Origin of the sequence: Providencia sp. PROV119 (assembly GCF_028482435.1) — a bacterium.
GTDB lineage: Bacteria > Pseudomonadota > Gammaproteobacteria > Enterobacterales > Enterobacteriaceae > Providencia > Providencia stuartii.
On record NZ_JAMPQL010000012.1, the window covers coordinates 80,803 to 103,907 of the forward strand.

At 42.9% G+C, this 23,105-nt stretch carries 19 protein-coding genes; 14 read left to right on the top strand and 5 right to left on the bottom strand.

Translation table 11 applies throughout. The annotated features are described in order from the left end of the window. Window position 1: 1 nt before the first annotated feature. The 3 genes from PSF11_RS11670 to ackA all read right to left on the bottom strand — a co-directional run bounded on the left by PSF11_RS11670 (window position 2) and on the right by ackA (window position 3,858). Entirely contained in the window at window positions 2-238 is a 237-nt protein-coding gene (locus PSF11_RS11670; protein WP_014656271.1) for a hypothetical protein, read from the bottom strand. Between the two features lie 190 nt (window positions 239-428). Beyond that, window positions 429-2,573 (bottom strand): phosphate acetyltransferase, encoded by a 2,145-nt coding sequence (gene pta / locus PSF11_RS11675; RefSeq protein ID WP_014656270.1) that lies wholly within the window; start codon window positions 2,571-2,573, stop codon window positions 429-431. Between the two features lie 82 nt (window positions 2,574-2,655). Continuing rightward, window positions 2,656-3,858, bottom strand: a complete 1,203-nt coding sequence (gene ackA / locus PSF11_RS11680) for an acetate kinase (RefSeq protein ID WP_004921151.1) — start codon at window positions 3,856-3,858, stop codon at window positions 2,656-2,658. A 603-nt stretch (window positions 3,859-4,461) separates the two neighbouring features. Here ackA and yfbV point away from each other — a divergent pair. The 4 genes from yfbV (at window position 4,462) to PSF11_RS11700 (ending at window position 8,151) form a co-directional block, all read left to right on the top strand. Next, the gene (gene yfbV / locus PSF11_RS11685) at window positions 4,462-4,917 is read left to right on the top strand and encodes a terminus macrodomain insulation protein YfbV (protein WP_004921149.1); all 456 of its coding nucleotides are present in this window, start codon (window positions 4,462-4,464) and stop codon (window positions 4,915-4,917) included. Between the two features lie 127 nt (window positions 4,918-5,044). Then, complete coding sequence (locus tag PSF11_RS11690) at window positions 5,045-5,539, top strand: YfbU family protein (protein ID WP_014656269.1); 495 nt, start codon at window positions 5,045-5,047, stop codon at window positions 5,537-5,539. Between the two features lie 20 nt (window positions 5,540-5,559). After that, a complete protein-coding gene (locus PSF11_RS11695) occupies window positions 5,560-6,234 on the top strand; it encodes a sugar phosphatase (protein WP_053110459.1) in 675 nt (224 codons plus the stop codon). An 87-nt stretch (window positions 6,235-6,321) separates the two neighbouring features. Then, on the top strand, window positions 6,322-8,151 hold the full coding sequence (locus tag PSF11_RS11700) for an SLC13 family permease (RefSeq protein WP_272682825.1): 1,830 nt from the start codon (window positions 6,322-6,324) through the stop codon (window positions 8,149-8,151). A 336-nt stretch (window positions 8,152-8,487) separates the two neighbouring features. Here PSF11_RS11700 and yfbR read toward each other — a convergent pair whose 3' ends face one another. Continuing rightward, window positions 8,488-9,069, bottom strand: coding sequence for a 5'-deoxynucleotidase (yfbR, locus tag PSF11_RS11705; RefSeq protein ID WP_014656266.1), 582 nt, complete (start codon window positions 9,067-9,069; stop codon window positions 8,488-8,490). A 212-nt stretch (window positions 9,070-9,281) separates the two neighbouring features. On the opposite strand from yfbR, the gene PSF11_RS11710 reads away from it, so the two are divergent. Beyond that, window positions 9,282-9,641, top strand: a complete 360-nt coding sequence (locus PSF11_RS11710; protein WP_004921139.1) for a hypothetical protein — start codon at window positions 9,282-9,284, stop codon at window positions 9,639-9,641. Window positions 9,642-10,168: 527 nt separating this feature from the next. Here PSF11_RS11710 and PSF11_RS11715 read toward each other — a convergent pair. Continuing rightward, window positions 10,169-11,383 (bottom strand): pyridoxal phosphate-dependent aminotransferase, encoded by a 1,215-nt coding sequence (locus tag PSF11_RS11715; RefSeq protein ID WP_014656265.1) that lies wholly within the window; start codon window positions 11,381-11,383, stop codon window positions 10,169-10,171. Window positions 11,384-12,155: 772 nt separating this feature from the next. Here PSF11_RS11715 and PSF11_RS11720 point away from each other — a divergent pair. From PSF11_RS11720 to nuoI, 9 genes are all read left to right on the top strand, one after another. Beyond that, the gene (locus PSF11_RS11720; protein ID WP_014656264.1) at window positions 12,156-13,085 is read left to right on the top strand and encodes a LysR family transcriptional regulator; all 930 of its coding nucleotides are present in this window, start codon (window positions 12,156-12,158) and stop codon (window positions 13,083-13,085) included. Between the two features lie 747 nt (window positions 13,086-13,832). Beyond that, window positions 13,833-14,276 carry an NADH-quinone oxidoreductase subunit A gene (locus tag PSF11_RS11725; RefSeq protein WP_014656263.1) on the top strand — a complete coding sequence of 148 codons (444 nt, stop codon included), beginning with the start codon at window positions 13,833-13,835 and terminating at the stop codon, window positions 14,274-14,276. Between the two features lie 18 nt (window positions 14,277-14,294). Further along, a complete protein-coding gene (locus PSF11_RS11730; RefSeq protein ID WP_004921127.1) occupies window positions 14,295-14,969 on the top strand; it encodes a NuoB/complex I 20 kDa subunit family protein in 675 nt (224 codons plus the stop codon). A gap of 73 nt (window positions 14,970-15,042) precedes the next feature. Next, window positions 15,043-16,842, top strand: coding sequence for an NADH-quinone oxidoreductase subunit C/D (nuoC, locus tag PSF11_RS11735; protein ID WP_004921126.1), 1,800 nt, complete (start codon window positions 15,043-15,045; stop codon window positions 16,840-16,842). A gap of 2 nt (window positions 16,843-16,844) precedes the next feature. Further along, the gene (nuoE, locus tag PSF11_RS11740) at window positions 16,845-17,387 is read left to right on the top strand and encodes an NADH-quinone oxidoreductase subunit NuoE (RefSeq protein ID WP_004921124.1); all 543 of its coding nucleotides are present in this window, start codon (window positions 16,845-16,847) and stop codon (window positions 17,385-17,387) included. After that, window positions 17,384-18,742 (top strand): NADH-quinone oxidoreductase subunit NuoF, encoded by a 1,359-nt coding sequence (gene nuoF, locus PSF11_RS11745; protein WP_004921121.1) that lies wholly within the window; start codon window positions 17,384-17,386, stop codon window positions 18,740-18,742. The genes nuoE and nuoF overlap by 4 nt, the downstream gene beginning before the upstream one ends. A gap of 90 nt (window positions 18,743-18,832) precedes the next feature. Then, window positions 18,833-21,565, top strand: coding sequence for an NADH-quinone oxidoreductase subunit NuoG (nuoG, locus tag PSF11_RS11750; protein WP_004921119.1), 2,733 nt, complete (start codon window positions 18,833-18,835; stop codon window positions 21,563-21,565). Continuing rightward, window positions 21,565-22,542 (top strand): NADH-quinone oxidoreductase subunit NuoH, encoded by a 978-nt coding sequence (gene nuoH / locus PSF11_RS11755; RefSeq protein WP_014656260.1) that lies wholly within the window; start codon window positions 21,565-21,567, stop codon window positions 22,540-22,542. The genes nuoG and nuoH overlap by 1 nt, the downstream gene beginning before the upstream one ends. A gap of 14 nt (window positions 22,543-22,556) precedes the next feature. Then, window positions 22,557-23,099 carry an NADH-quinone oxidoreductase subunit NuoI gene (gene nuoI, locus PSF11_RS11760; protein ID WP_004921112.1) on the top strand — a complete coding sequence of 181 codons (543 nt, stop codon included), beginning with the start codon at window positions 22,557-22,559 and terminating at the stop codon, window positions 23,097-23,099. The last annotated feature ends 6 nt before the right edge of the window (window positions 23,100-23,105 follow it).

Here is a 23,105-nt window from a genome sequence, read left to right on the forward strand (position 1 = left end):
TTTATTTTTTTATGTTTTTATAAGCGTTATATGTCTCAGTGACATAGATCTCTTCTTGGTTTGCATGAGCATAATATAAAAAAGAGTTAGTTAGCCCATAACAGATCCCATCTTGTAAACTTTTCATATTATCTACCCCAATTATTTTTTTAGAAAAATTATTTTTTGAGGTGTTTTTAAAATGGTTGATAATATCAACTTGCTCAAATTTTACTGAATATTTAAAAGCATCTAGCATGCTCATCTCCGCGCTTAATTATATTTTAAATGTTCCTTTATTATTACTATTAATGGTAATTAATCTTGCAATTTTCAGCAGTTAAGAGGAGATGAGGAAAAGCGTCTCGCGTATTTTTGTTAGATAAAACAAAGCCAACCGTTTTTGTTCAGTTGGCTTTTTAATTAAGATAAAATGCTAATAATTTATATTAGGCATTTTCATTTTGTACGGCTTGGATCGCTGTCAGAGCAACGGTGTAAACAATATCATCGACCAATGCACCACGTGATAGGTCGTTAACCGGTTTACGCATACCTTGCAGCATTGGACCAATAGAAACGAGGTCGGCTGAACGCTGAACCGCTTTATAAGTCGTGTTACCCGTGTTCAAGTCAGGGAAAATAAACACGGTAGCTTTACCTGCAACAGGTGAGTTTGGTGCTTTTGATTTCGCGACATCTGCCATCACAGCCGCATCATACTGCAATGGACCATCAATCATTAAGTCTGGACGTTTTTCTTGTGCTAAACGAGTCGCTTCACGCACTTTTTCAACGTCACTTCCTGCACCTGAATTACCAGTAGAGTAGGAAATCATTGCAACACGAGGTTCGATACCAAAGGCTTTCGCGGAATCTGCTGATTGGATAGCAATCTCTGACAGTTGCTCTGCGGTTGGGTCTGGGTTGATCGCACAGTCACCATAAACGAAGACTTGCTCAGGGAGTAGCATAAAGAAGACAGAAGAGACTAATGAGCTACCCGGCGCTGTTTTGATCAATTGCAGAGGTGGACGGATAGTATTTGCTGTGGTGTGGACGGCACCGGATACGAGACCATCAACTTCACCTTTTTCGAGCATTAATGTACCCAAAACAACATTGTCTTCAAGTTGCTCACGAGCAACAACTTCGGTCATGCCTTTGTTTTTGCGTAGCTCAACTAGGCGAGCAACATAATCTTCGCGTACCTTCACAGGATCAACGATTTCGATGCCTGTACCAAGCTCAATACCTTGCGCAGCAGCGACACGGCGAATATCTTCTGGATTACCTAATAGTACGCAAGTTGCAATACCACGCTCCGCACAGATAGAGGCAGCCTTAACCGTACGTGGCTCATCACCTTCTGGTAAAACAATACGCTTACCGGCTTTACGTGCTAGTTCAGTTAATTGATAACGGAAAGCAGGTGGTGATAGGCGGTTAGGACGCTCAGAATCAGCCACGAGTGATTCAATCCATTCACTGCTAATATGACGAGCAACGTAGTTTTGAATTTTTTCAATACGTTCATGGTCATCCGCAGGCACTTCTAAGCTGAAACTTTGTAGATTCAGTGAAGTTTGCCATGTATTGCTTTTCACCATAAATACAGGTAGACCTGTTTCAAAAGCTTGTTCACAGAGTTGGCGAATAGGCTCGTCGATTTGGTAGCCGCCAGTTAGCAGGATTGCACCAATTTCAACGCCATTCATTGCCGCAAGAGACGCAGAAACTAATACATCTGGGCGGTCTGCCGAAGTCACTAAGAGTGAACCCGGGCGGAAATGCTCAAGCATATGAGGAATACTACGAGCACAAAAAGTCACTGATTTCACGCGGCGAGTATTGATTTCACCTTCATTAACAACGTCGGCATTCAAGTGTCTTGCCATGTCGATGGCACGCGTTGCAATCAGGTCAAAGTTCCAAGGGATTGATGCTAGAACCGGTAGACTTAGGCACTCTAAATCTTTTGCTGTGATATTCGCAATGGTTGCTTTGGTCGAATCATCAAAGATTTCAGAGAGGTCAGGGCGAGTACGACCTTGCTCATCAACAGGGGCATTCACTTTATTGACGATAACCCCGATAATATTTTTATTGCGTTGGCCGCCGAATTCGTTACGTACTAACTCAAGGCGCTCTTTCATTTGAGTTATATTGCTGTTACCCGGTGCGGTGACAAACACAATTTCTGCACCTAAGGTTTTTGCGATGTCATAGTTCAGAGACTGTGCAAAAGAGTGCTTACGCGTTGGCACTAAACCTTCGATTAATACCACTTCAGCATTTTTAGTTTGCTCATGATAACGGGCAACAATCTCTTCCATAAGCACGTCTTTTTTTGAAGAAGTCAGTAGTGACTCTACATATTCCATTTTTAATGGTTCGACGATAGTGGTGAGACTTGAATGAGAGCGTAAAACTTCAGTGGTTTGATCTTTACTACCGGAAATACGTGGCTGAGCGATAGGTTTAAATACGCTCAACTGGACACCTTTTTGTTCCATTGAACGAACGACACCTAAGCTGACGCTGGTCAAACCAACGCTAGTGCCGGTAGGAATTAACATAATTGTACGAGACACGGGAACCTCTTTAATCGGTTACTCTAATAAAACAGTATCATAAAGTAGTACCGCCAGCGGGTTAGGCTGGCGGTAGAGAATCTTAAGCGGTTAAGCGTGCTGAATCTTGAGCAATCACTAACTCTTCGTTAGTTGGGATAACCAGCGCTGGGCGGCTGTTATCTGTGGTGATTAAGCCTTCTTTACCGAAACGTGCAGCTAAGTTGCGCTCATGGTCGCACTCGAAGCCAAGTAGAGCCAGTTTCTTCAGCGTTAACTCACGTACTTGCGCAGAGTTTTCGCCGATACCGCCAGTAAAGATAATGGCATCAAGACGGCCTTCCATCAATGCACAGTATGCACCGACATATTTCGCTAAGCGATGGCAGAAAACGTCCATAGCGCGTTTAGCGTCGGCTTTGGTTGCATAGTTATCTTCAACATAACGGCAGTCACTAGTCACACCGGTTAAGCCGAGAAGGCCAGACTCTTTTGTTAGCAACTTGTTGATCTGCTCAACGCTCATGCCCAGTGAGTCATGTAGATGGAAAATGATCGCAGGGTCGATATCACCACTACGCGTTCCCATGACTAAGCCTTCTAATGGTGTCAGACCCATAGAGGTGTCAACACATTGACCGTTAACAACCGCCGTCACCGAGCCACCATTACCTAAATGGCAGGTAATAACGTTAAGCTCTTCAACCGGTTTATTCAATTTTTTCGCCGCTTCACGGGAGACATAGTAGTGGCTAGTTCCGTGAGCGCCATAACGACGGATACCATGCTCTTCATATAATTCATATGGTAGTGCATATAGGTAAGCTTCTTCAGGCATAGTTTGATGGAACGCAGTGTCGAAAACCGCTACGTTTTTGTGTACTAAATGAGGGAATGCCTTTCTCGCTTCCTCGATACCAATCAAGTGAGCTGGATTATGCAAAGGTGCAAATGGCACTGCTGCTTTAATGCCTTCAACGACGTCGTCATTGATCAAAACAGATGAGGTGAATTTCTCGCCACCATGAACAATACGGTGACCAATAGAAGAAATTTGAGCAGACAACTCAGGTTTTGCTGCAAGAATAGTGTTAACAATGAAGTTCAGTGCTTCACTGTGTGCCGCGCCTGCACCTAATTCAGCTTCATGCTTAGCGCCGTCCATTTTCCACTTAATACGAGCTTCAGGCAGATTAAAGCATTCAGCTAATCCAGATAAATATTCATCGCCATTGGTTGGATCGATGATGGCGAATTTCAGTGAGGAGCTACCGCAGTTTAGTACCAGTACCAGCTTACTTGACATGGAAATACCTATCGTTAATTGTTGTTGTGAAGCCTTTAAGTTGCAAAAGCATAAAAAGACTTTGTAAAAAGTATGGTATCGCTAGAGACTAGCGCATTTGACACCTGATATTTCATGATTGATATCAATGATAATGTCAAAACTACATGTATCGGTGCCTAATAAAGGGTTAAAAAAGCCGTGTTTTTAATTGCATTAAGCGCATGATGAGTGAACTTAATGACTGGCGTTGAAATAACACGCAAAAACCCCAATATATATCAAAGCTGTAGAACAATTGAAACCAAGCATAAATTAACAGACTTCTACAGCGATGCTAAATGCGGCCAATTCTACTAAAATTATTTTATATTTTGTATGTTTTTTTTAGAAATGGCCGGTTTGATTGATTAAAATCATAAGCACCGTAAAAAATACGCATTTTATGCAAATTTACCTATCAATCAGGATAGCTGATTTCGCCAAAAATGATCAGATTAGTGCGGCAATAATTGAAAATTATCTATTTGTGCTTATTCATAGGCATTGCTGTTAAAATGGCGTAAGGTAAGTATTAAATGTGTTATTTCTTTATATAGGTTTGCGAGTCATAGGAAGGAATGTATGAGTACATTACAAAACTCACCATCGGGTTTTTTTAAACGATTTAGGTTGGGGAACCTGTACCTAAAAACGTTTCCTATGGAGAAAAAGTTAACCCCAATCTTCCCTGAATTGCGCATGATCAAGGCGACTCGGTTTGGTATTCGCTATATGCCGCCTATTGCTATCTTTACACTGACTTGGCAAATCGCACTAGGGGGAGACCTCGGTCCTGCGGTTGCAACAGCACTATTTGCTTGCAGTTTACCGATGCAGGGTTTGTGGTGGCTTGGTAAAAGAGCATCGACTCCACTTCCCGCCAGTTTGTTGAGTTGGTTCTACGAAATTCGAGAAAAATTTGTACAAGCAGGGATTGCGATGGCACCTGTAGAAGGGCAGCCTGATTACTTGGCATTAGCACAATTGTTACAACGAGCATTTAAGCAATTAGATAAGTCATTTATGGACGATATTTAAATTAAAAGTCCGATTTAACAACAAGTAACGCAAAAAGCCTGTCTAGATCAATAAAAGTGATGTTTTCACTGTCCATCATGAAATTTGAATGCGAAGATGAGCTAAAAATTTTCCGAGGAGAAGCATGATGGAAATGACCAACGCACAACGCCTAATTTTATCTAACCAATATAAAATGATGACTATGCTCGATCCTGAAAATGCGGATCGTTATCGCCGTCTACAAACGATTGTAGAGCGGGGTTTTGGTTTGCAAATGCGTGAGCTTGATAGAGATTTTGGTGAATTAAGTGAAAGCACTTGCCGTACCGTCATTGATATTATGGAAATGTATCATGCTTTACAGGTCTCATATGGCAATATGAGTGACCCACAAGGCATTGACGCGCGTCGAGTACAATTTTTAGGTTTTGATGCAGCAACAGAGGCGCGTTATTTGAGTTATGTTCGCTTTATGGTTAATACGGAAGGTCGCTATACGCATTTCGATAGCGGAACTCATGGTTTCAACTCACAAACACCAATGTGGGATAAATATGTGCGGATGCTGGGGATCTGGCGTGCATGTCCTCGCCAATACCACCTATCTGCGGTAGAGATTAGTCAAATTATTAACGCATAATGCGTTTGTAAGGGGTAAAAGTGGAGTTAAAAGCAAAAGGTTTTCTATTTGATCTTGATGGTACACTTGTCGATTCATTAGCTGTTGTTGAGCGCTGCTGGTGCTTATTTGGTAAAGAGATAGGGGTAGCGCCAGAAGAAATCATTCGTTTTATCCATGGGAAACCTGCGCTAACCAGTTTACGCCACTTTATGCCTGATGCCAGTGAAGACGAAATTAATGCTCGTTTTCGCTGGTTAGAAGAAATGGAAGCTTCCGACACTGAAGGTGTTATTGCGTTATCAGGCGCCGTAGCACTGCTCACCCGTTTAGAGGAGTTAGGGGTGCCTTGGGCTATCGTAACCTCAGGAACCGTACCGATAGCGCATGGTCGTCAACAAGCAGCAGGATTACCCGAACCCAAACATTGGGTCACATTTGAAAAAGTGACAAAAGGTAAGCCTGATCCTGAACCTTTCCTATTAGGGGCAAAATGCCTAAATTTAGATCCACAAGCGTGTATTGCATTTGAAGATGCACAAGCAGGCATTCACTCAGCCCTTGATGCAGGCTGCCAAGTGGTCGCTGTTCATGCCCCAGAGAGTATGCCAAGAAGAGAACAAATTCATGCAATAATCAGTTCATTAACGCAAATTTCGGTATCTGGCCCAGACAAAAATGGTGTTTTCACACTATCTGTATCAAAAAATGTTTAATACCGAATTAATCAAAGAAATTCTCCGCTAAACATGGTTAACTAAAGGAATTGATTAGCACTGTTTTTTTCGTCGAAAGGGGATGCTTTGAACGGAGAATTGCTGTGGGTGTTAACCCTGCTACTGATAGCTATCGTACTGTTTACCACAAACAAAATTCGGATGGATGTGGTCGCGTTATTGGTTATCGTTGCATTTGTTCTAAGTGATACTTTAACTTTAGAGCAAGCCACTGCGGGTTTCGCCGATCCTAACGTATTATTGATAGCGGCGTTATTTGTGATTGGTGATGGCTTGGTTCGAACAGGGATCGCCTATCAAATGGGCGATTGGCTGGTTCGTGTTGCAGGTAGTAGTGAAAGCAAGATGTTAGTATTTTTAATGCTAACGGTTGCTGGGCTAGGCGCTTTTATGAGTTCTACAGGGGTGGTTGCTATTTTCATCCCTGTTGTACTGAGTGTTGCCGCCCGCATGAAAATCTCTCCAGGTCGCATGATGATGCCATTAGGCTTTGCGGGCTTAATTAGTGGCATGATGACATTAGTTGCGACACCACCGAACATGGTAGTCAATAGTGAATTGGTCAGGGAAGGCATCAAAGGGTTTCAATTCTTCTCCATTACACCAATTGGTATTGTGATTTTATTGGCGGGTATCGCCTATATGTGGGTTGCCCGCCGCTGGTTAGGAAGTAGTGAACCCGATAAGCTCCCCGAACGTTATCAACGTACTTTTCGTGACCTCATTCGTGACTATAAATTAACCGGTAGAGCGCGCCGTCTTGCCATCCGTAAAGGCTCGCCATTAATTGGTCATTCCCTTGATGAATTGCATTTACGCTCTCGCTATGAAGCTAACGTGGTAGGCATTGAGCGCTGGCGGAAATTTCGCCGTGTTATGGTCAGTGCAACAGGGGGAACAGAACTTAGAGAGCAAGATGTATTGCTGGTAGATATTTCTGTCAGTGATGATGAGTTACGCCAATTCTGTTTTGAACAGAAACTGGAACCGATGATTTTACGCGGTGACTATTTTTCTGATCAATCTCGAGATGTTGGTATGGCGGAAGTGTCTATGAACCCAGATTCTGAATTATTGGGTAAAAGTCTTCGCGATATTAAGTTTCGTACTCGTTATGGCCTGAATGTTGTGGGGATCCGCAGAGATGGTAAGGCCATGGATGATAAATTAGTTGATGAACCATTGAGGCTCGGTGATATTCTCTTGGTCATTGGGGATTGGAAACTGATCCGCATTTTGTCGACAAAACCGCGCAATTTTATTGTGTTAAACCTTGCTGCTGAAGTAGAGGCAGTCGCTCCAGCCGCCTCACAAGCTCCTCATGCGCTGTTTTGTCTGGCATTGATGGTCGCTATGATGGTAACAAATGAAATTCCTAACTTTGTTGCAGCGTTGATTGCGTGTTTATTAATGGGGAAATTCCGTTGCATTGATATGGAGAGCGCCTATAAGTCTATTCACTGGCCCAGTATCATTTTAATTGTTGGGATGATGCCGTTTGCATTGGCGCTTCAAAAAACGGGCGGGATCTCATTGGCGGTTGATGCCCTCATGGAGGTTGCGGGTAATTTGGGGCCACATGTCATGCTGCTATGTCTATTTATACTTTGTGCCACAATAGGTTTATTTATTTCTAATACCGCTACGGCCGTTTTAATGGCGCCTATCGCGATTGCTGCGGCACGTCAGATGGAGGTTTCACCATTACCGTTTGCGATGATTGTTGGGATTGCAGCTTCTGCGGCATTTATGACGCCAGTCTCGTCACCAGTGAACACATTAGTGCTAGGCCCTGGGGGCTATAAGTTTGGTGATTTTGTCAAAATTGGTGTGCCATTTACCATCATCGTGATGATTATAAGCGTATTATTAGTACCTATTCTTTTTCCTTTCTAATGAGAATGAAGCCCTTTATCAGAGGGCTTCTACTTCTTTTTGTATTCATTAAAAAACGTAACCGTTAATAGCTTAAATAACTTGAGATCGGCTTAAGCCGACTTCAGATTAACGCTTATGATAATTGGCCTGTAAAATACATGATTAAAAGTGGCAAAAAAATAGCAAACAAAAAACAATTTCTATTGTTCTCATAGAGAGTGATCATGGAAAAGTTATATTAGGTATTAATGGTGATTCAAGACGACTGAATACCGATTTCCCGACATATTAAAAGAATGAGAGTGAGTGTTATTGATTAAACTGGAATGAAAAGTACCATTCCAGTTTTGAAGATTAATGGCTAATTTCATCAAGAGATAGTTTAAAACCAGGTACAAAAATCTCGATAAAATAATCCATCTCGGGGCTTTGTCGCTCAGCAAGGATTTTTTCAAGGCGTTTTTTGGCTAATTTAAATTCACTATTTCCGGCAGATAACTCTTCTAAACATTTTAAATAAGCGCACAGTGAGTCAGCCTGTTTAACAATGCTGTGCTCTTCATCCGATTGCAACTCTTCAATGAGAAGTGGCTTGAAATCCTCTTGTAGCTCTTCTGGAAGCATATCTAGCAATTTTTGCTGGGCAAATTGTTCTATCTTTTTATATTCATGCGCAATCTGTGAATTGTGATACTTAATCGGGGTGGGAAGGTCACCCGTAATCACTTCACTGGCATCATGGTACATTGCTAATAAAGCAATGCGTTCAGCGTTAACGTGACCACCGAATTTGCGGTTTTTGATAATCGCCAGCGCGTGAGCGACCATGGCAACTTGTAAGCTATGCTCTGAGACATTCTCAGTACGGACATTACGCATTAGCGGCCAGCGATAGATGAGTTTCATTCGTGCAAGGTGGGCAAAAAAGTAGCTCATAAAACCTCATTAAATGGGCAAAGAAATGATTATATTATAGTCTATTTAAAATAGATATTGGTTTGTCAAAGGTTAAGGAAATTAAAATAGAAGTAAATTAATAATTTAAGCGGTTTTATATCGCTAATCATTCATTTATTTTATATCTACTGTAAAACAGCATTAATTAAATTTATTTCTATTGATAGCATGAGAAACTATATGGAGGGTTTATGCCTTGGAATTTGGGGTTTATTACATTTGAAAATTTTTGGCATGAAAAATTAAAATATGTCAGATTACATCATACGGCCGCTCATGGTAAGCCAACAGATATGACACTTTATAATATTGAGCATGGGAAGATTATAAAAAAAGCAGGTTCATTTGAGTATTCTGGCTATGAAGATTATTGGCGACTAGAAATAATAACAGAGCGAGGAGAAAGATTTATTACAAAAAATAATTTTTACTGTTCTATTACTGAAGATGATGACCCAACAGTTATTGTTGGTGTTAATGGTGATGCAAGAACCATGTATATTGCATTTTCTCACTCAAGTGGTTGCAAAACTAAACTACTAAGAGCCTAGTAAAGCTAATTTAAAAGAGACGTGATAATGCTATCATAATAAGATAGTAACTTTAATTTCATTAGGCCAATACACTTTTATAGAACGTCTGTTTATGATGCTCTTTTATTGTTGCTTTATTTGTTTTTAATTATTGTTTGATCTGCGGTGATAAAAATCTATAATCAGGAATAACATTCTTAATAAATAATGGTAGGGGATAATATGAAATACTTTCCAATTATATTATTGCTATTCTTTTTAGCAGCAGTTTATTTTATTTCTATTATATGATTATTGATAAACGATAATAAATAAGTCTGAATCATCTTTTTAAGAGTATTAACAAAACGTTGTTCAATAAAGAGGTGATAGGCCGTCTATTGTGTTTGCTGAATGCTTAGCTCTATTGTCTCAATAAGACAGCAGGGCTTTTTTATTTTCTAGCTTAAATTGGAAAAGTAATAAATGTTAAGCCGTAACAGACGATTCATAAAAAACACTCCCTTTTTTGAGGGAGTGTTTCTGTCTTAACGATTAATGAAGCATTATTGGCGATAATTTTCGATAAAACGACCAAATTTATTAATTGCCATTTCAAGATCATCTGCATAAGGCAGGGTCACGATGCGGAAGTGATCCGGCTCTGGCCAGTTAAATGCAGTACCTTGTACAAGAAGCACTTTTTCTTGTAGTAATAAATCAAGGATCATTTTCTGGTCATCATGGATATTGAAACGCTTAATATCGATTTTAGGGAACATATACAGCGCGCCTTGTGGTTTTACACAAGAAACCCCTGGGATTTGGTTAATTAGTTGCCAAGCACGTTCACGTTGCTCATATAACCTACCACCGGGTTGAATAAATTCGCTGATGCTTTGATAGCCGCCGAGCGCTGTTTGGATAGCATGCTGCATAGGAACGTTAGCACACAGGCGCATTGATGCTAACATTTCGAGACCTTCAATATAGCTCTTAGCTTGTTGTTTCGGCCCGTTTAATACCATCCAACCTTGGCGGAAACCTGCCACACGATAGGTTTTTGACAATCCGTTAAAAGTGACGGTCAGTAAATCTGGCGCTAATGCCGCAATTGAGTGATGCACGGCACCGTCATACAGGATTTTATCGTAAATCTCATCGGCAAAAATAATAAGGTTGTGTTGGCGTGCAAGCTCAACGATTTCTAACAATAACTCTTTACTGTAAACCGCGCCGGTTGGGTTATTTGGGTTAATGATGACAATTCCGCGAGTGCGAGGCGTAACTTTTTTACGAATATCATCAATATCAGGCATCCAACCTTGCTGTTCATCACACATATAATGAACTGCATTACCACCGGATAAAGAAACTGCCGCAGTCCACAACGGGTAATCAGGGGCAGGTACTAGCATCTCATCACCATTATTGAGCAGCGCTTGCATTGCTTGCACAATCAGTTCAGAAACACCATTACCAATATAAACGTCTTCAACCGTCATTTCACGAATATTGCGAGCCTGATAGTGCTGAACAATGGCTTTACGTGCGGAATATAATCCTTTTGAATCACAATAACCTTGCGAGCTCGGTAGATTACGCAATACATCGACCAGAATTTCATCTGGGGCTTCGAAGCCAAACGGTGCCGGATTACCGATATTTAGCTTGAGGACTTTGTTACCTTCTTCTTCTAAGCGCTTTGCTTCTTTTAATACAGGCCCGCGAATGTCGTAACAGACATTATCAAGCTTGTTAGATTTTTTAATGTTATTCATTCGTTCTCTCATTACCCTATTTGGGAAGACTTAAGTAGGGGGATTCCGGCTTATCTGTTACTACTCTACTCTTACCACGGAAGCTTTTGAAGATAGGAGATAATTTTTGGTGAAAAAGGTTGGTTTATGCTGTGATGTGACTGTTGATAACTAAACATGCCACTTAAGTTGAATGTAGATGCCAATAATATTAATTAATTTGAAGTTATCTGTTGTCAATTCTGGCTGTTTTGGAGGAAAAAATAGAAATTATGGGCAAATAATGGCTAGAAACAAAAAGATTGTATCAAATTGTAAGATTGATGACGAAATTGGATGTATAGAAATAAAAATTCATAAATTTCCGTGGAATTTCAACAGAAATTAGCTCTTTTTGTTAGTAATATTGATTGTTCTAGTGAGAAAATAATGAATAAAAATGAATGATAAAACTATAACTAACTGAAAAATAAACGTTTGAGTTAGGGCGTGAGTACATGTTTAAAGGCATTTACATTAAAATAATTGCAATTACATTAAATATGTTAGTATTTAGAGGACGGCAAATAAGAAGGTTGTTTTTACGATTTAAATTAAATCGATTGGTTAACATGCTTCTTTGTCGTTCGGTGGAACGTTCATTTTAAGATTGTCCCACTCGGATAAAGTGTAATAAATGTGAGTCTAAGGATTAGATAAACATCAAGCAAGTTATTTCAGTAATTAAACAAGCTGATCTCAAGGAGGAGAGCAGGAACACCAGGTAACATAAAATTATATAAGAGAATTAAAGATGATAAATTCCAATCGTCCAATAATGAACCTTGATCTGGACCTACTGAGGACATTTGTCGCAGTTGCCGATCTAAATACATTTGCTGCCGCTGCTGCTGCAGTATGTCGAACCCAGTCTGCTGTCAGTCAGCAAATGCAACGCTTAGAACAATTAGTCGGTCGTGAGTTATTTGCTCGCCACGGGAGGAATAAATTACTCACCGCACATGGTTTACAATTACTCGGCTACGCAAGACAAATTTTGCGTGCAAATGATGACGCAACAGCATCATTGACGTATAACGACGCTGAAGGTGAATTGAGAATAGGTGCATCCGATGATACGGTTGATATCTTACTCCCATTTTTACTCAACCGTATTGCGTCTATTTTCCCGCGTCTTGCTGTTGAAGTCAGGATCAAACGCGCACAATTTATTGAGTCGATGCTAGATAATCATGAGATTGATTTAGCTTTGACGACGGCGCGTATTAGCCATCATCCAAAAACAGCATTAAGAACAGTACCGGTGTTATGGCACAGTGCCCCTGATTTCCAGTTGCGCGCTAATGAGCCGATTCCATTAGTAGTTATGGATGAAACAAACCCATACCGCAAACTGAGTACTGATGCTTTAGATAATGCGGGGCTTGCATGGCATATTGCGTATGAAGCAGCATCACTTCCTGCTGTCAGAGCGGCTGTAAATGCAGAAGTCGGCGTGACAGCGCGACCGATGGAAATGCAAAATGCGGATCTGCGCATTTTAAATGAAACGGATGGTCTGCCTCGTTTGCCTGATATCCAATATTGGCTGTATAAAAATGCTGATGAACAAAAGGATTCAGTGTTAACAGTATTTAGTGCAATTGAAAACAAAAAGATCCCTTATGCTGTTGCACCTACCAGTGACGATGTCATTGTTAACGAAAGTGAAGGGTCATTTTAAGCATCAATAATTATTTGATGATTATTAATTGATTAGTACAAACTCAATGGAAAAAACCGCGATAACTTCGCGGTTTTTTTTTGAGCAAAACGGGGCAAAAAAGGACAAAGTAACCACTTAATAAGTATGGTTTAAAATAATATTACGTGAAATAATTGTGATGTAGATGGCAGAACATGAATTTCATTTTTTAGTTACAAAATTGTTATCTTGTTAACAATCATATTTTGCTGAATTGATAAAATAGGACTGCTTAGTCAGACAGTTACTTGATTTAGTGAATAAAAAACAGTTAATGTGACTTAGACTAAATTTGAATATTCTGTAAACAGTATGAGCAAATTTTCAATAAAACTGTGCGCTAGATCAAATAAAAAGAGCAAGTTTTCATCTGGTAAGACAGGTTTTTCCTGAGATAATAGTGTAGTAAAAGCGAATAATCAGTTAGACTAGTCATTGCGTTTATTGTGTGTATTTACACACTGACACGTTTTAGCTGATTTTGAGTACTTTTTGTTGCAATCTTGTTTTTGGTAGGTCAACGAATTGTAGCAAGTACGGGTTATTTTGCTTAAGTTGAGCAAAATAAATAGTCGGAGAGAGGACAAACCAAACACGGTCTTCAGACTGCTTTTTTATGTTTGGTGATGATTTTTGGTCTTTCTTCTCGGTTAACTGGGCAATTATGGTGTAATACTGCCGTTAAGAGCAGATTCACGCACCATGTGTAATGAGTAAGCAACGAGTATGTCTGAATCTATCCTAGCGTTAGCCCATAACTGGGCCTTTGCGATATTCTTTGTCGGCGCCATCGCCCTTTGTTCGTTTATGTTGGTCGCTGGTCATTTCCTCGGCAGCCGTGCCAAAGCCAGAACAAAACACGTACCTTATGAATCAGGTATTGATTCAGTAGGGAGTGCCCGTCTTCGGATGTCGGCGAAATTCTACTTGGTTGCCATGTTCTTCGTTGTCTTCGATGTGGAAGCCATGTTCCTGTTTGCATGGGCTGTAGCCGTCCGTGAAGTCGGTTGGTTAGGCTTTATCGAAGCAGCAATTTTCATTTTGGTATTGTTGGCTGGACTGTTTTATCTGGTTCGCGTTGGTGCATTGGATTGGACTCCTGTCCGTTCACGTCGCGCAGTTAAAGGTCCTAGTGAAGTTATTAAAATCAGCAATCGTCATCCGCAGTAACAAGCGAGGCATTATACAATGGATTATACGCTCACCCGCATAGATCCGAACGGTGAGAACGACCGTTATCCCCTGCAAACTCAAGAAATCGTTACCGATCCACTTGAGCAGCAAGTTAAAAACAGTGTTTACATGGGAAAACTTTCTCATGCCTTACACGATGTCGTTAACTGGGGACGCAAAAATTCTCTTTGGCCATATAACTTTGGTCTCTCATGTTGCTATGTTGAAATGGTGACGTCGTTCACAGCAGTTCATGACGTAGCCCGCTTTGGGGCAGAGGTTCTCCGTGCTTCACCTCGTCAAGCCGACTTTATGGTCGTTGCAGGAACCTGCTTTACGAAAATGGCTCCCGTCATTCAACGTCTCTATGACCAGATGCTTGAACCAAAATGGGTCATCTCCATGGGTTCATGTGCTAACTCTGGCGGTATGTATGACATTTATTCTGTCGTCCAAGGTGTAGATAAATTTATTCCTGTGGATGTTTATATTCCCGGTTGCCCACCACGTCCTGAAGCTTATATGCAAGCTCTGCTTCTGTTACAGGAATCCATCGGTAAAGAGCGTCGTCCGCTATCGTGGGTTGTTGGTGATCAGGGGGTTTATCGTGCCAATATGCAATCAGAAAGAGAAAGAAAGCACGGTGAACGTATCGCAGTGACTAACTTGCGAACCCCAGACGAAATTTAAGGCTTAAAGCCATACAGCGTAACAGAGCAATGTGTTGCGAAATGATAAACCTGATCAAGCGTTATGGTGAAGAATGATGACAGATCAGATAGCGCAAGAGAGTACCCTGCCAGGATGGCAGACACAGGAACATTTAAATGATCCTGTGCTTCTGGAACTGCGCAACCAATTTGGCCCGGATGCCTTTTCTGTTCAAGCTACCCGTACTGGAATGCCAGTTATTTGGGTAAGACGTGAGCAGTTACTGGAAGTCGTAGACTTTTTGAAAAAATTGCCAAAACCTTATGTCATGTTATTTGACTTGCATGGGGTGGATGAGCGTCAGAGAATACATAGACAAGGTTTGCCAGAGGCAGACTTTAGTGTTTTCTATCACCTCATCTCGATTGATCGCAACCGCGATATCATGTTGAAGGTCGCATTAAATGAGAAAGACCTGAATGTACCTTCTATCGTGTCACTGTTCCCAAATGCTAACTGGTACGAGCGAGAAGTGTGGGATATGTTTGGTATTACCTTCCAAGGTCACCCAAACTTACGCCGCCTGCTAATGTCACCAAGCTGGGAAGGTCACCCATTACGTAAAGACTACCCAGCGCGCGCTACAGAATTTGACCCATTTGAGCTAACTAAGCAAAAACAAGATCTGGAAATGGAAGCACTAACTTTCAAACCAGAAGAGTGGGGCATGGCGCGTGGTAATGAAAACGAAGACTTCATGTTCCTTAACTTAGGACCTAACCATCCCTCTTCACACGGTGCCTTCCGTATTGTGTTGCAGCTAGATGGTGAAGAAATCGTAAACTGCGTACCAGATATCGGTTACCACCATCGTGGTGCTGAAAAAATGGGTGAGCGTCAGTCTTGGCATAGCTACATTCCTTATACTGACCGTATTGAATACCTTGGCGGTTGTGTGAATGAAATGCCTTATGTGTTAGCCGTTGAAAAGCTGGCGGGCATTGAAGTTCCTGATCGCGTGAAAACGATCCGAGTGATGCTATCTGAGCTGTTCCGCATTAACAGCCATTTACTCTATATCAGTACCTATATTCAAGACTCCGGCGCAATGACCCCTGTGTTTTTTGCGTTTACAGACCGCCAAAAAGTTTACAACGTCGTTGAAGCCATTACCGGTTTCCGTATGCACCCAGCTTGGTTCCGTATCGGTGGTGTTGCGCATGACCTACCACGCGGTTGGGATAAATTACTACGTGAATTATTAGATTGGCTGCCAAAACGCCTCGACTCTTATGTCACGACAGCACTGAAAAACACCATTTTGAAAGGCCGTTCAATCGGGGTTGCTGCTTATACAAAAGAAGAAGCCTTGGCTTGGGGGGTTACTGGTGCTGGTTTACGTGCGACAGGTCTTGATTTTGACGTGCGTAAATGGCGTCCGTATTCAGGCTACGAAAACTTTGAGTTTGATATTCCTATTGCTCACAACGGTGACTGTTATGACCGTGTGATGATCAAAGTGGAAGAGATCCGCCAAAGTATGCGTATTCTTGAACAATGTTTGAAGAATATGCCAGAAGGGCCTTTCAAAGCCGATCACCCATTGACGACGCCGCCACCGAAAGAGCGGACGTTGCAGCATATTGAAACCCTGATCAACCACTTCTTACAAGTGTCTTGGGGTCCAGTTATGCCTGCGAATGAATCATTCCAGATGATCGAAGCAACTAAAGGGATTAACAGTTACTACCTAACGAGTGATGGCAGCACAATGAGCTACCGTACTCGTATTCGTACACCGAGCTATGCGCATTTGCAGCAAATTCCAGCGGTGATCAAAGGTAGTCTGGTTTCCGACTTGATTGTCTATCTGGGTAGTATCGATTTTGTAATGTCGGATGTGGATCGCTAACCATGCATAATGAACATAATAAGCAGACCAGTCTTGATGGCGTAAATGTTTTTGAACCGCAAGAAACACAGCACGGTTTCGTTTTAACGGAAGCCGAGCGTGCTGAAATCGAAGGTGAAAAACACCACTATGAAGACCCGCGTGCTGCCTCAATTGAAGCACTAAAAATTGTGCAAAAAAACCGTGGCTGGGTTGAAGACGGTGCTATTTACGCGATTGCCGAAGTACTAGGTATCCCCGCGAGTGATGTAGAAGGTGTGGCGACATTCTATAGCCAAATCTTCCGTCAACCTGTAGGACGCCACATTATTCGTTATTGCGATAGTGTGGTTTGCCATATTACGGGATACCAAGGATTAGAAGCTGAAATTATCAATCAGTTAAATATTCGTCCAGGGCAAACAACGGCAGATGGCCGCTTTACGCTGCTACCAACCTGTTGTTTGGGTAACTGTGATAAGGGTCCTACTATGATGATTGATGAGGACACTCACAGCTACGTACAGCCTGAAGATATTAAAAAGTTACTGGAGCAGTATCCATGACAAACTCCTTTAAACAAGTGATCCGTACTGCGGAAACACATCCGTTGACATGGCGTTTGCGTGATGACAAACAACCTGTTTGGCTGGATGAGTATCGTAGTAAGAATGGATATAAAGGTGTTGAACGTGCACTTAAAGGCATGGCACCCGACGAGGTGGTTAGCCTTGTCAAAGACGCTGGGCTAAAAGGCCGCGGCGGTGCAGGTTTCTCCACTGGTCTGAAATGGAGCCTGATGCCAAAAGACGAAAACATGAAACTGCGTTACTTTTTATGTAATGCGGATGAAATGGAGCCAGGCACCTATAAAGACCGTCTTTTGATGGAGCAACTGCCTCACCTTTTAGTTGAAGGCATGATCATCGGGGCTTATGCGCTAAAAGCTTATCGTGGTTATATCTTCCTACGCGGTGAATATGTTGAGGCGGCCAAACACCTACGTCGTGCCATCGAAGAAGCGAAAGCGGCTGGGTTACTCGGTAAAAATATTTTAGGTTCAGGCTTTGACTTTGAACTGTTCGTGCATACCGGTGCTGGTCGTTATATCTGTGGTGAAGAAACGGCATTAATTAACTCCCTTGAAGGGCGTCGCGCGAACCCACGTTCAAAACCACCATTCCCTGCAACGTCAGGTGCATGGGGTAAACCTACTTGCGTAAACAACGTTGAAACTATCTGTAACGTTCCTGCCATCTTAGAGCATGGTGAGCAATGGTATATCAACCTCAGTGCTGGCAAGAGTAAAGATGCGGGCACCAAGCTGATGGGCTTTTCAGGCAGAGTGAAAAATCCAGGCTTATGGGAATTGCCATTTGGCACAACAGCACGCGAAGTGTTGGAAGATTATGCTGGTGGGATGCGTGATGGACTGACATTAAAAGCATGGCAACCCGGCGGCGCGGGTACTGACTTTTTAACTGGCGATCATCTTGATTTACCAATGGATTTTGAATCTATCGGTAAAGCAGGGAGCCGTTTAGGTACTGCGTTAGCGATGGCCGTGGATAATGAAATCAACATGGTGTCTCTGGTTCGTAACCTTGAAACTTTCTTTGCTCGTGAATCCTGTGGCTGGTGTACGCCTTGCCGTGATGGTTTGCCATGGAGCGTGAAAATTTTGCAGGCGTTAGAAAAAGGGGAAGGGCAGCCGGGCGATATTGAAACATTAGAGCAACTTTGCCGTTTCTTAGGTCCGGGTAAAACTTTCTGCGCTCACGCACCGGGTGCGGTAGAGCCATTACAGAGCGCCATCAAATATTTCCGTGAAGAATTCGAAGCGGGTATCTCGCAAAAAGATCTGCGCAATATTGCTCAGATAGCCGGTATCCAGCCCAACCTATTAAAACAGCGTTGGTAATATTTTTGCGAATGAGCAACCGCAAAAATCGATTTTCACGAAGAACGTATTTTTGATTAACGCCTGCTGTTGAGCGGGCCTTTGGGAAGCATGCTGACTATGGCTACAATATATGTAGACGGCAAAGAATATGATGTAAACGGGTCTGAAAACCTGTTACAAGCCTGCCTTTCTCTGGGGCTAGATATTCCTTATTTTTGCTGGCATCCGGCGCTGGGAAGCGTTGGCGCTTGCCGCCAGTGTGCGGTTAAGCAATATCAAAACGCGGATGACACTCGTGGTCGTCTCGTGATGTCTTGTATGACACCGGCAACGGAAGGGACTTACATCTCTATCGATGATGAAGAGGCCAAACAATTCCGTGAAAGTGTTGTGGAATGGCTAATGACCAACCACCCACACGACTGTCCAGTCTGTGAGGAAGGGGGCAACTGTCATTTACAAGATATGACGGTAATGACCGGTCATAATATGCGTAAATACCGTTTTACCAAGCGTACTCACATCAATCAGGATCTGGGGCCTTTCATTAACCATGAAATGAACCGCTGTATTGCCTGCTATCGTTGTGTACGTTATTACAAAGATTACGCAGATGGTACGGATTTAGGCGTGTATGGCGCACACAACTATGTCTACTTCGGTCGTACTGAAGATGGCACACTGGAGAGTGAATTCTCCGGTAACTTAGTTGAAGTGTGTCCAACGGGGGTATTTACCGATAAAACACATTCAGAACGCTATAACCGTAAATGGGATATGCAGTTTGCACCGGGGATCTGCCAACAGTGCAGCATCGGTTGTAACACTAGCCCAGGTGAACGTTATGGTGAATTACGCCGTATTGAAAACCGCTACAACGGCTCAGTAAACCACTATTTCCTGTGTGACCGTGGGCGCTTTGGCTATGGTTATGTTAACCGTAAAGATAGACCTCGCCAGCCACTGCTAAATAAAGATGGCGTGAAACAAGTGATTTCAGCCATTGAAGCGATGCAAAGTGGTGCACAGATCATCAATCAAGCGAAAAAAGTGATTGGTATCGGCTCTCCACGTGCCAGTGTCGAAAGTAACTATGCACTCCGTGCATTAGTTGGCGCGGAAAACTTCTACTCAGGTGTTTCGGCAGATGAACAGCGTCGCCTTGAATTGATGCACAACATTCTGCAAAACGGGGGGATCTATACACCAAGCTTACGCGAAGTGGAAGATTACGATGCAGTACTGGTTCTGGGTGAAGATTTAACTCAGACGGGTGCTCGTATGGCACTCTCGGTTCGCCAAGCCGTTAAAGGTAAAGCTCGTGAAATGGCAGCGGCCCAAAAAGTGGCAGACTGGCAAATAGCGGCGATCATGAATATCGGCCAACACGCGAAATACCCTCTGTTTATCACTAACGTTGACGATACGCGTTTAGATGATATCGCGGCATTTAACTACCGTGCTCCTGTTGCAGACCAAGCGCGTTTTGGTTTCGCTATTGCGAACATGATTAATGGTGATGCACCGGCTGTAACAGATTTACCTGCTGATTTACGAGCTAAAGTTGAAACCATTGCTCAAGCGCTGGCCAGTGCGAAAAAACCATTGATTATCAGTGGTAGCCACTCAGCAAGCGATGCGATGATCCAAGCGGCTGCTAACGTTGCGTTTGCACTCAAAGCAAAAGGTGCTCAAGTGGGGCTATCTTACCTTGCTTCCCACGCGAATAGTTTTGGTCTCGCAATGATGAAAGCACAGCCGTTGGATAGTGCATTTGAGCGCATTAATGCAAATGAAGTCGATGTCGCTATTGTGATGGAAAATGACCTTTACCGTCATAGCAGTGTTAACGCTGTCGATAGTGCATTGGCGAAACTGAAGCACCTCATTGTGGCGGATCATCAACATACTGCCATTATGGATAAAGCCACCTTGGTATTACCTGCGGCAAGTTTTGCGGAAGCAGATGGAACCTTGATCAACCAAGAAGGTCGCGCTCAACGCTTCTTCCAAGTCTTTGACCCATCTTTCTACGATAAATCTATCGTCATGAACGAAAGCTGGCGCTGGTTGCATTCACTGCAAACAGAAGCGCAAGCACGTGATGCAGATTGGTCTCAGCTTGATCATGTTATTGCGGATTGTGTGGCTGCGTTACCTCAGTTTGAAGGTATTGTCGATGCGGCACCAAAAGCATCTTTCCGTATTCGTGGTCAGAAACTTGCTCGTGAGCCACACCGTTATAGTGGGCGTACGGCGATGCTAGCGAATCAATCGGTTCATGAACAGCGCCAACCGCAAGATAAAGACACGGCGTTTGCGTTCTCTATGGAAGGGAACAACAGCCCAACGGCACCACGTCAGCAAATTCCATTTGCATGGGCACCAGGTTGGAACTCACCACAAGCTTGGAACAAATTCCAAAGTGAAGTGGGTGGACATCTGCGTTTTGGTGATCCGGGCATTCGTTTGTTTAATTCAACAGAAGGTAAACTGGGTTATTTCACGGAGATCCCAGCGGCTTATCAGGCGACTGAAGCTCAGTGGGTGGTTGCGCCTTACTATCACTTGTTCGGCAGTGATGAGATGTCACAACGCTCTGAGGTGATCCAGCAGCGCATGCCTGAACCTTATATCATGTTGAATGAAAAAGATGCCGCGGCGATTGGCCTTGCAGCAGGTACTCAAGCGGAGTTCAGTTATGAAGGACAAACCTTTAATCTGACGGTGCGTGTGAGTAAAAATCTGTCGAGTGGTCAAATCGGTCTGCCATTGGGTATGCCAGGTATTGCACCAGCCATGGCGGGTGTATCAGTCAATAATCTGCGGAGGGGGGCATGATGGATTGGATATCCCCAGAAGTGATGGAAATTTTGGTTTCCGTCCTTAAATCGATTGTCATCCTATTGGTTGTTGTGATCTGTGGGGCATACATGAGTTTGGGTGAACGCCGTATTCTCGGTTTATTCCAAAATCGTTATGGCCCTAACCGCGTTGGACCATTCGGCATGGGGCAGTTAATGGCCGACATGTTCAAAATGTTGTTCAAAGAAGACTGGATCCCACAGTTTGCAGACAAAAAAATCTTTACGTTAGCACCTGTGATTGCGTTTTGTTCGCTGTTCCTCGCTTTTGCTATCGTACCTGTCAGCCCAACATGGTATGTCGCTGACCTGAATATCGGGATCTTATTTTTCCTGATGATGGCAGGTCTTGCGGTTTATGCCGTGCTGTTTGCTGGTTGGTCAAGTAACAACAAATACTCACTGCTAGGTGCGATGCGTGCCTCTGCACAAACGGTGAGCTACGAAGTGTTCTTAGGTCTTTCATTGATGGGGGTTGTGGCTCAAGCAGGCTCTTTCAATTTGATTGATATTGTGGACGCTCAGAAAGGTATGTGGAACATCATTCCTCAATTCTTTGGCTTTGTGACGTTTGCGATTGCAGGTGTTGCGGTATGTCACCGTCACCCGTTTGACCAACCAGAAGCTGAACAAGAGATTGCGGATGGTTACCACGTTGAATATTCAGGTATGAAATTCGGCCTGTTCTTCGTTGGTGAGTATATCGGTATTGTTACAGTCTCTGCCTTGATTGTAACGCTGTTCTTTGGTGGCTGGCATGGACCTTTCTTGCCGTCATTCCTGTGGTTTGCGATTAAGACTGCCTTCTTCATGATGATGTTTATCCTGATCCGTGCATCTTTACCACGCCCACGTTATGACCAAGTGATGTCTTTCGGTTGGAAAATCTGCCTGCCGCTGACTCTGCTTAACCTGCTGGGTACCGCAGCAGTTATTTTATACAACGCTCAGTAAGGGGTGATTGAACCATGACATTGAAAGATTTATTGGTCGGTTTCGGCACTCAAGTACGCAGTATTTGGTTGGTCGGTTTGCATGCGTTCCAAAAACGTGAAACGCAAATGTATCCCGAAGAGCCAGTTTACCTGCCGCCCCGTTACCGTGGTCGTATCGTATTAACCCGTGACCCAGACGGTGAAGAGCGTTGTGTTGCCTGTAACTTATGTGCGGTTGCTTGCCCAGTGGGCTGTATCTCACTGCAAAAAGCGGAGCATGAGGATGGGCGTTGGTATCCTGAATTTTTCCGCATTAACTTCTCACGCTGCATTTTCTGTGGGTTGTGTGAAGAGGCTTGCCCAACAACGGCAATCCAATTAACACCTGACTTTGAAATGGGTGAATGGCGTCGTCAAGATCTTGTTTATGAAAAAGATCACTTATTAATTTCAGGTCCGGGTAAATATCCTGATTATAACTTTTACCGTAAATCGGGTATGGCGATTGCAGGTAAAGACAAAGGTGAAGCGGATAACGAAGCCAAACCAATTAACGTCAAAGACCTGTTGCCATAAGGAGCG

Excerpts from the sequence above, each read along its gene's own strand:
- PSF11_RS11715 (WP_014656265.1), bottom strand. The coding sequence starts at position 11,383 with ATGAATAACATTAAAAAATCTAACAAGCTTGATAATGTCTGTTACGAC.
- ackA (WP_004921151.1), bottom strand. The coding sequence starts at position 3,858 with ATGTCAAGTAAGCTGGTACTGGTACTAAACTGCGGTAGCTCCTCACTG.
- nuoI (WP_004921112.1), top strand. The coding sequence starts at position 22,557 with ATGACATTGAAAGATTTATTGGTCGGTTTCGGCACTCAAGTACGCAGT.
- nuoG (WP_004921119.1), top strand. The coding sequence starts at position 18,833 with ATGCTGACTATGGCTACAATATATGTAGACGGCAAAGAATATGATGTA.
- PSF11_RS11690 (WP_014656269.1), top strand. The coding sequence starts at position 5,045 with ATGGAAATGACCAACGCACAACGCCTAATTTTATCTAACCAATATAAA.
- PSF11_RS11725 (WP_014656263.1), top strand. The coding sequence starts at position 13,833 with ATGTCTGAATCTATCCTAGCGTTAGCCCATAACTGGGCCTTTGCGATA.
- nuoC (WP_004921126.1), top strand. The coding sequence starts at position 15,043 with ATGATGACAGATCAGATAGCGCAAGAGAGTACCCTGCCAGGATGGCAG.
- yfbR (WP_014656266.1), bottom strand. The coding sequence starts at position 9,069 with ATGAGCTACTTTTTTGCCCACCTTGCACGAATGAAACTCATCTATCGC.
- PSF11_RS11720 (WP_014656264.1), top strand. The coding sequence starts at position 12,156 with ATGATAAATTCCAATCGTCCAATAATGAACCTTGATCTGGACCTACTG.
- PSF11_RS11730 (WP_004921127.1), top strand. The coding sequence starts at position 14,295 with ATGGATTATACGCTCACCCGCATAGATCCGAACGGTGAGAACGACCGT.
- nuoF (WP_004921121.1), top strand. The coding sequence starts at position 17,384 with ATGACAAACTCCTTTAAACAAGTGATCCGTACTGCGGAAACACATCCG.
- nuoH (WP_014656260.1), top strand. The coding sequence starts at position 21,565 with ATGGATTGGATATCCCCAGAAGTGATGGAAATTTTGGTTTCCGTCCTT.
- PSF11_RS11710 (WP_004921139.1), top strand. The coding sequence starts at position 9,282 with ATGCCTTGGAATTTGGGGTTTATTACATTTGAAAATTTTTGGCATGAA.
- nuoE (WP_004921124.1), top strand. The coding sequence starts at position 16,845 with ATGCATAATGAACATAATAAGCAGACCAGTCTTGATGGCGTAAATGTT.
- PSF11_RS11670 (WP_014656271.1), bottom strand. The coding sequence starts at position 238 with ATGCTAGATGCTTTTAAATATTCAGTAAAATTTGAGCAAGTTGATATT.
- yfbV (WP_004921149.1), top strand. The coding sequence starts at position 4,462 with ATGAGTACATTACAAAACTCACCATCGGGTTTTTTTAAACGATTTAGG.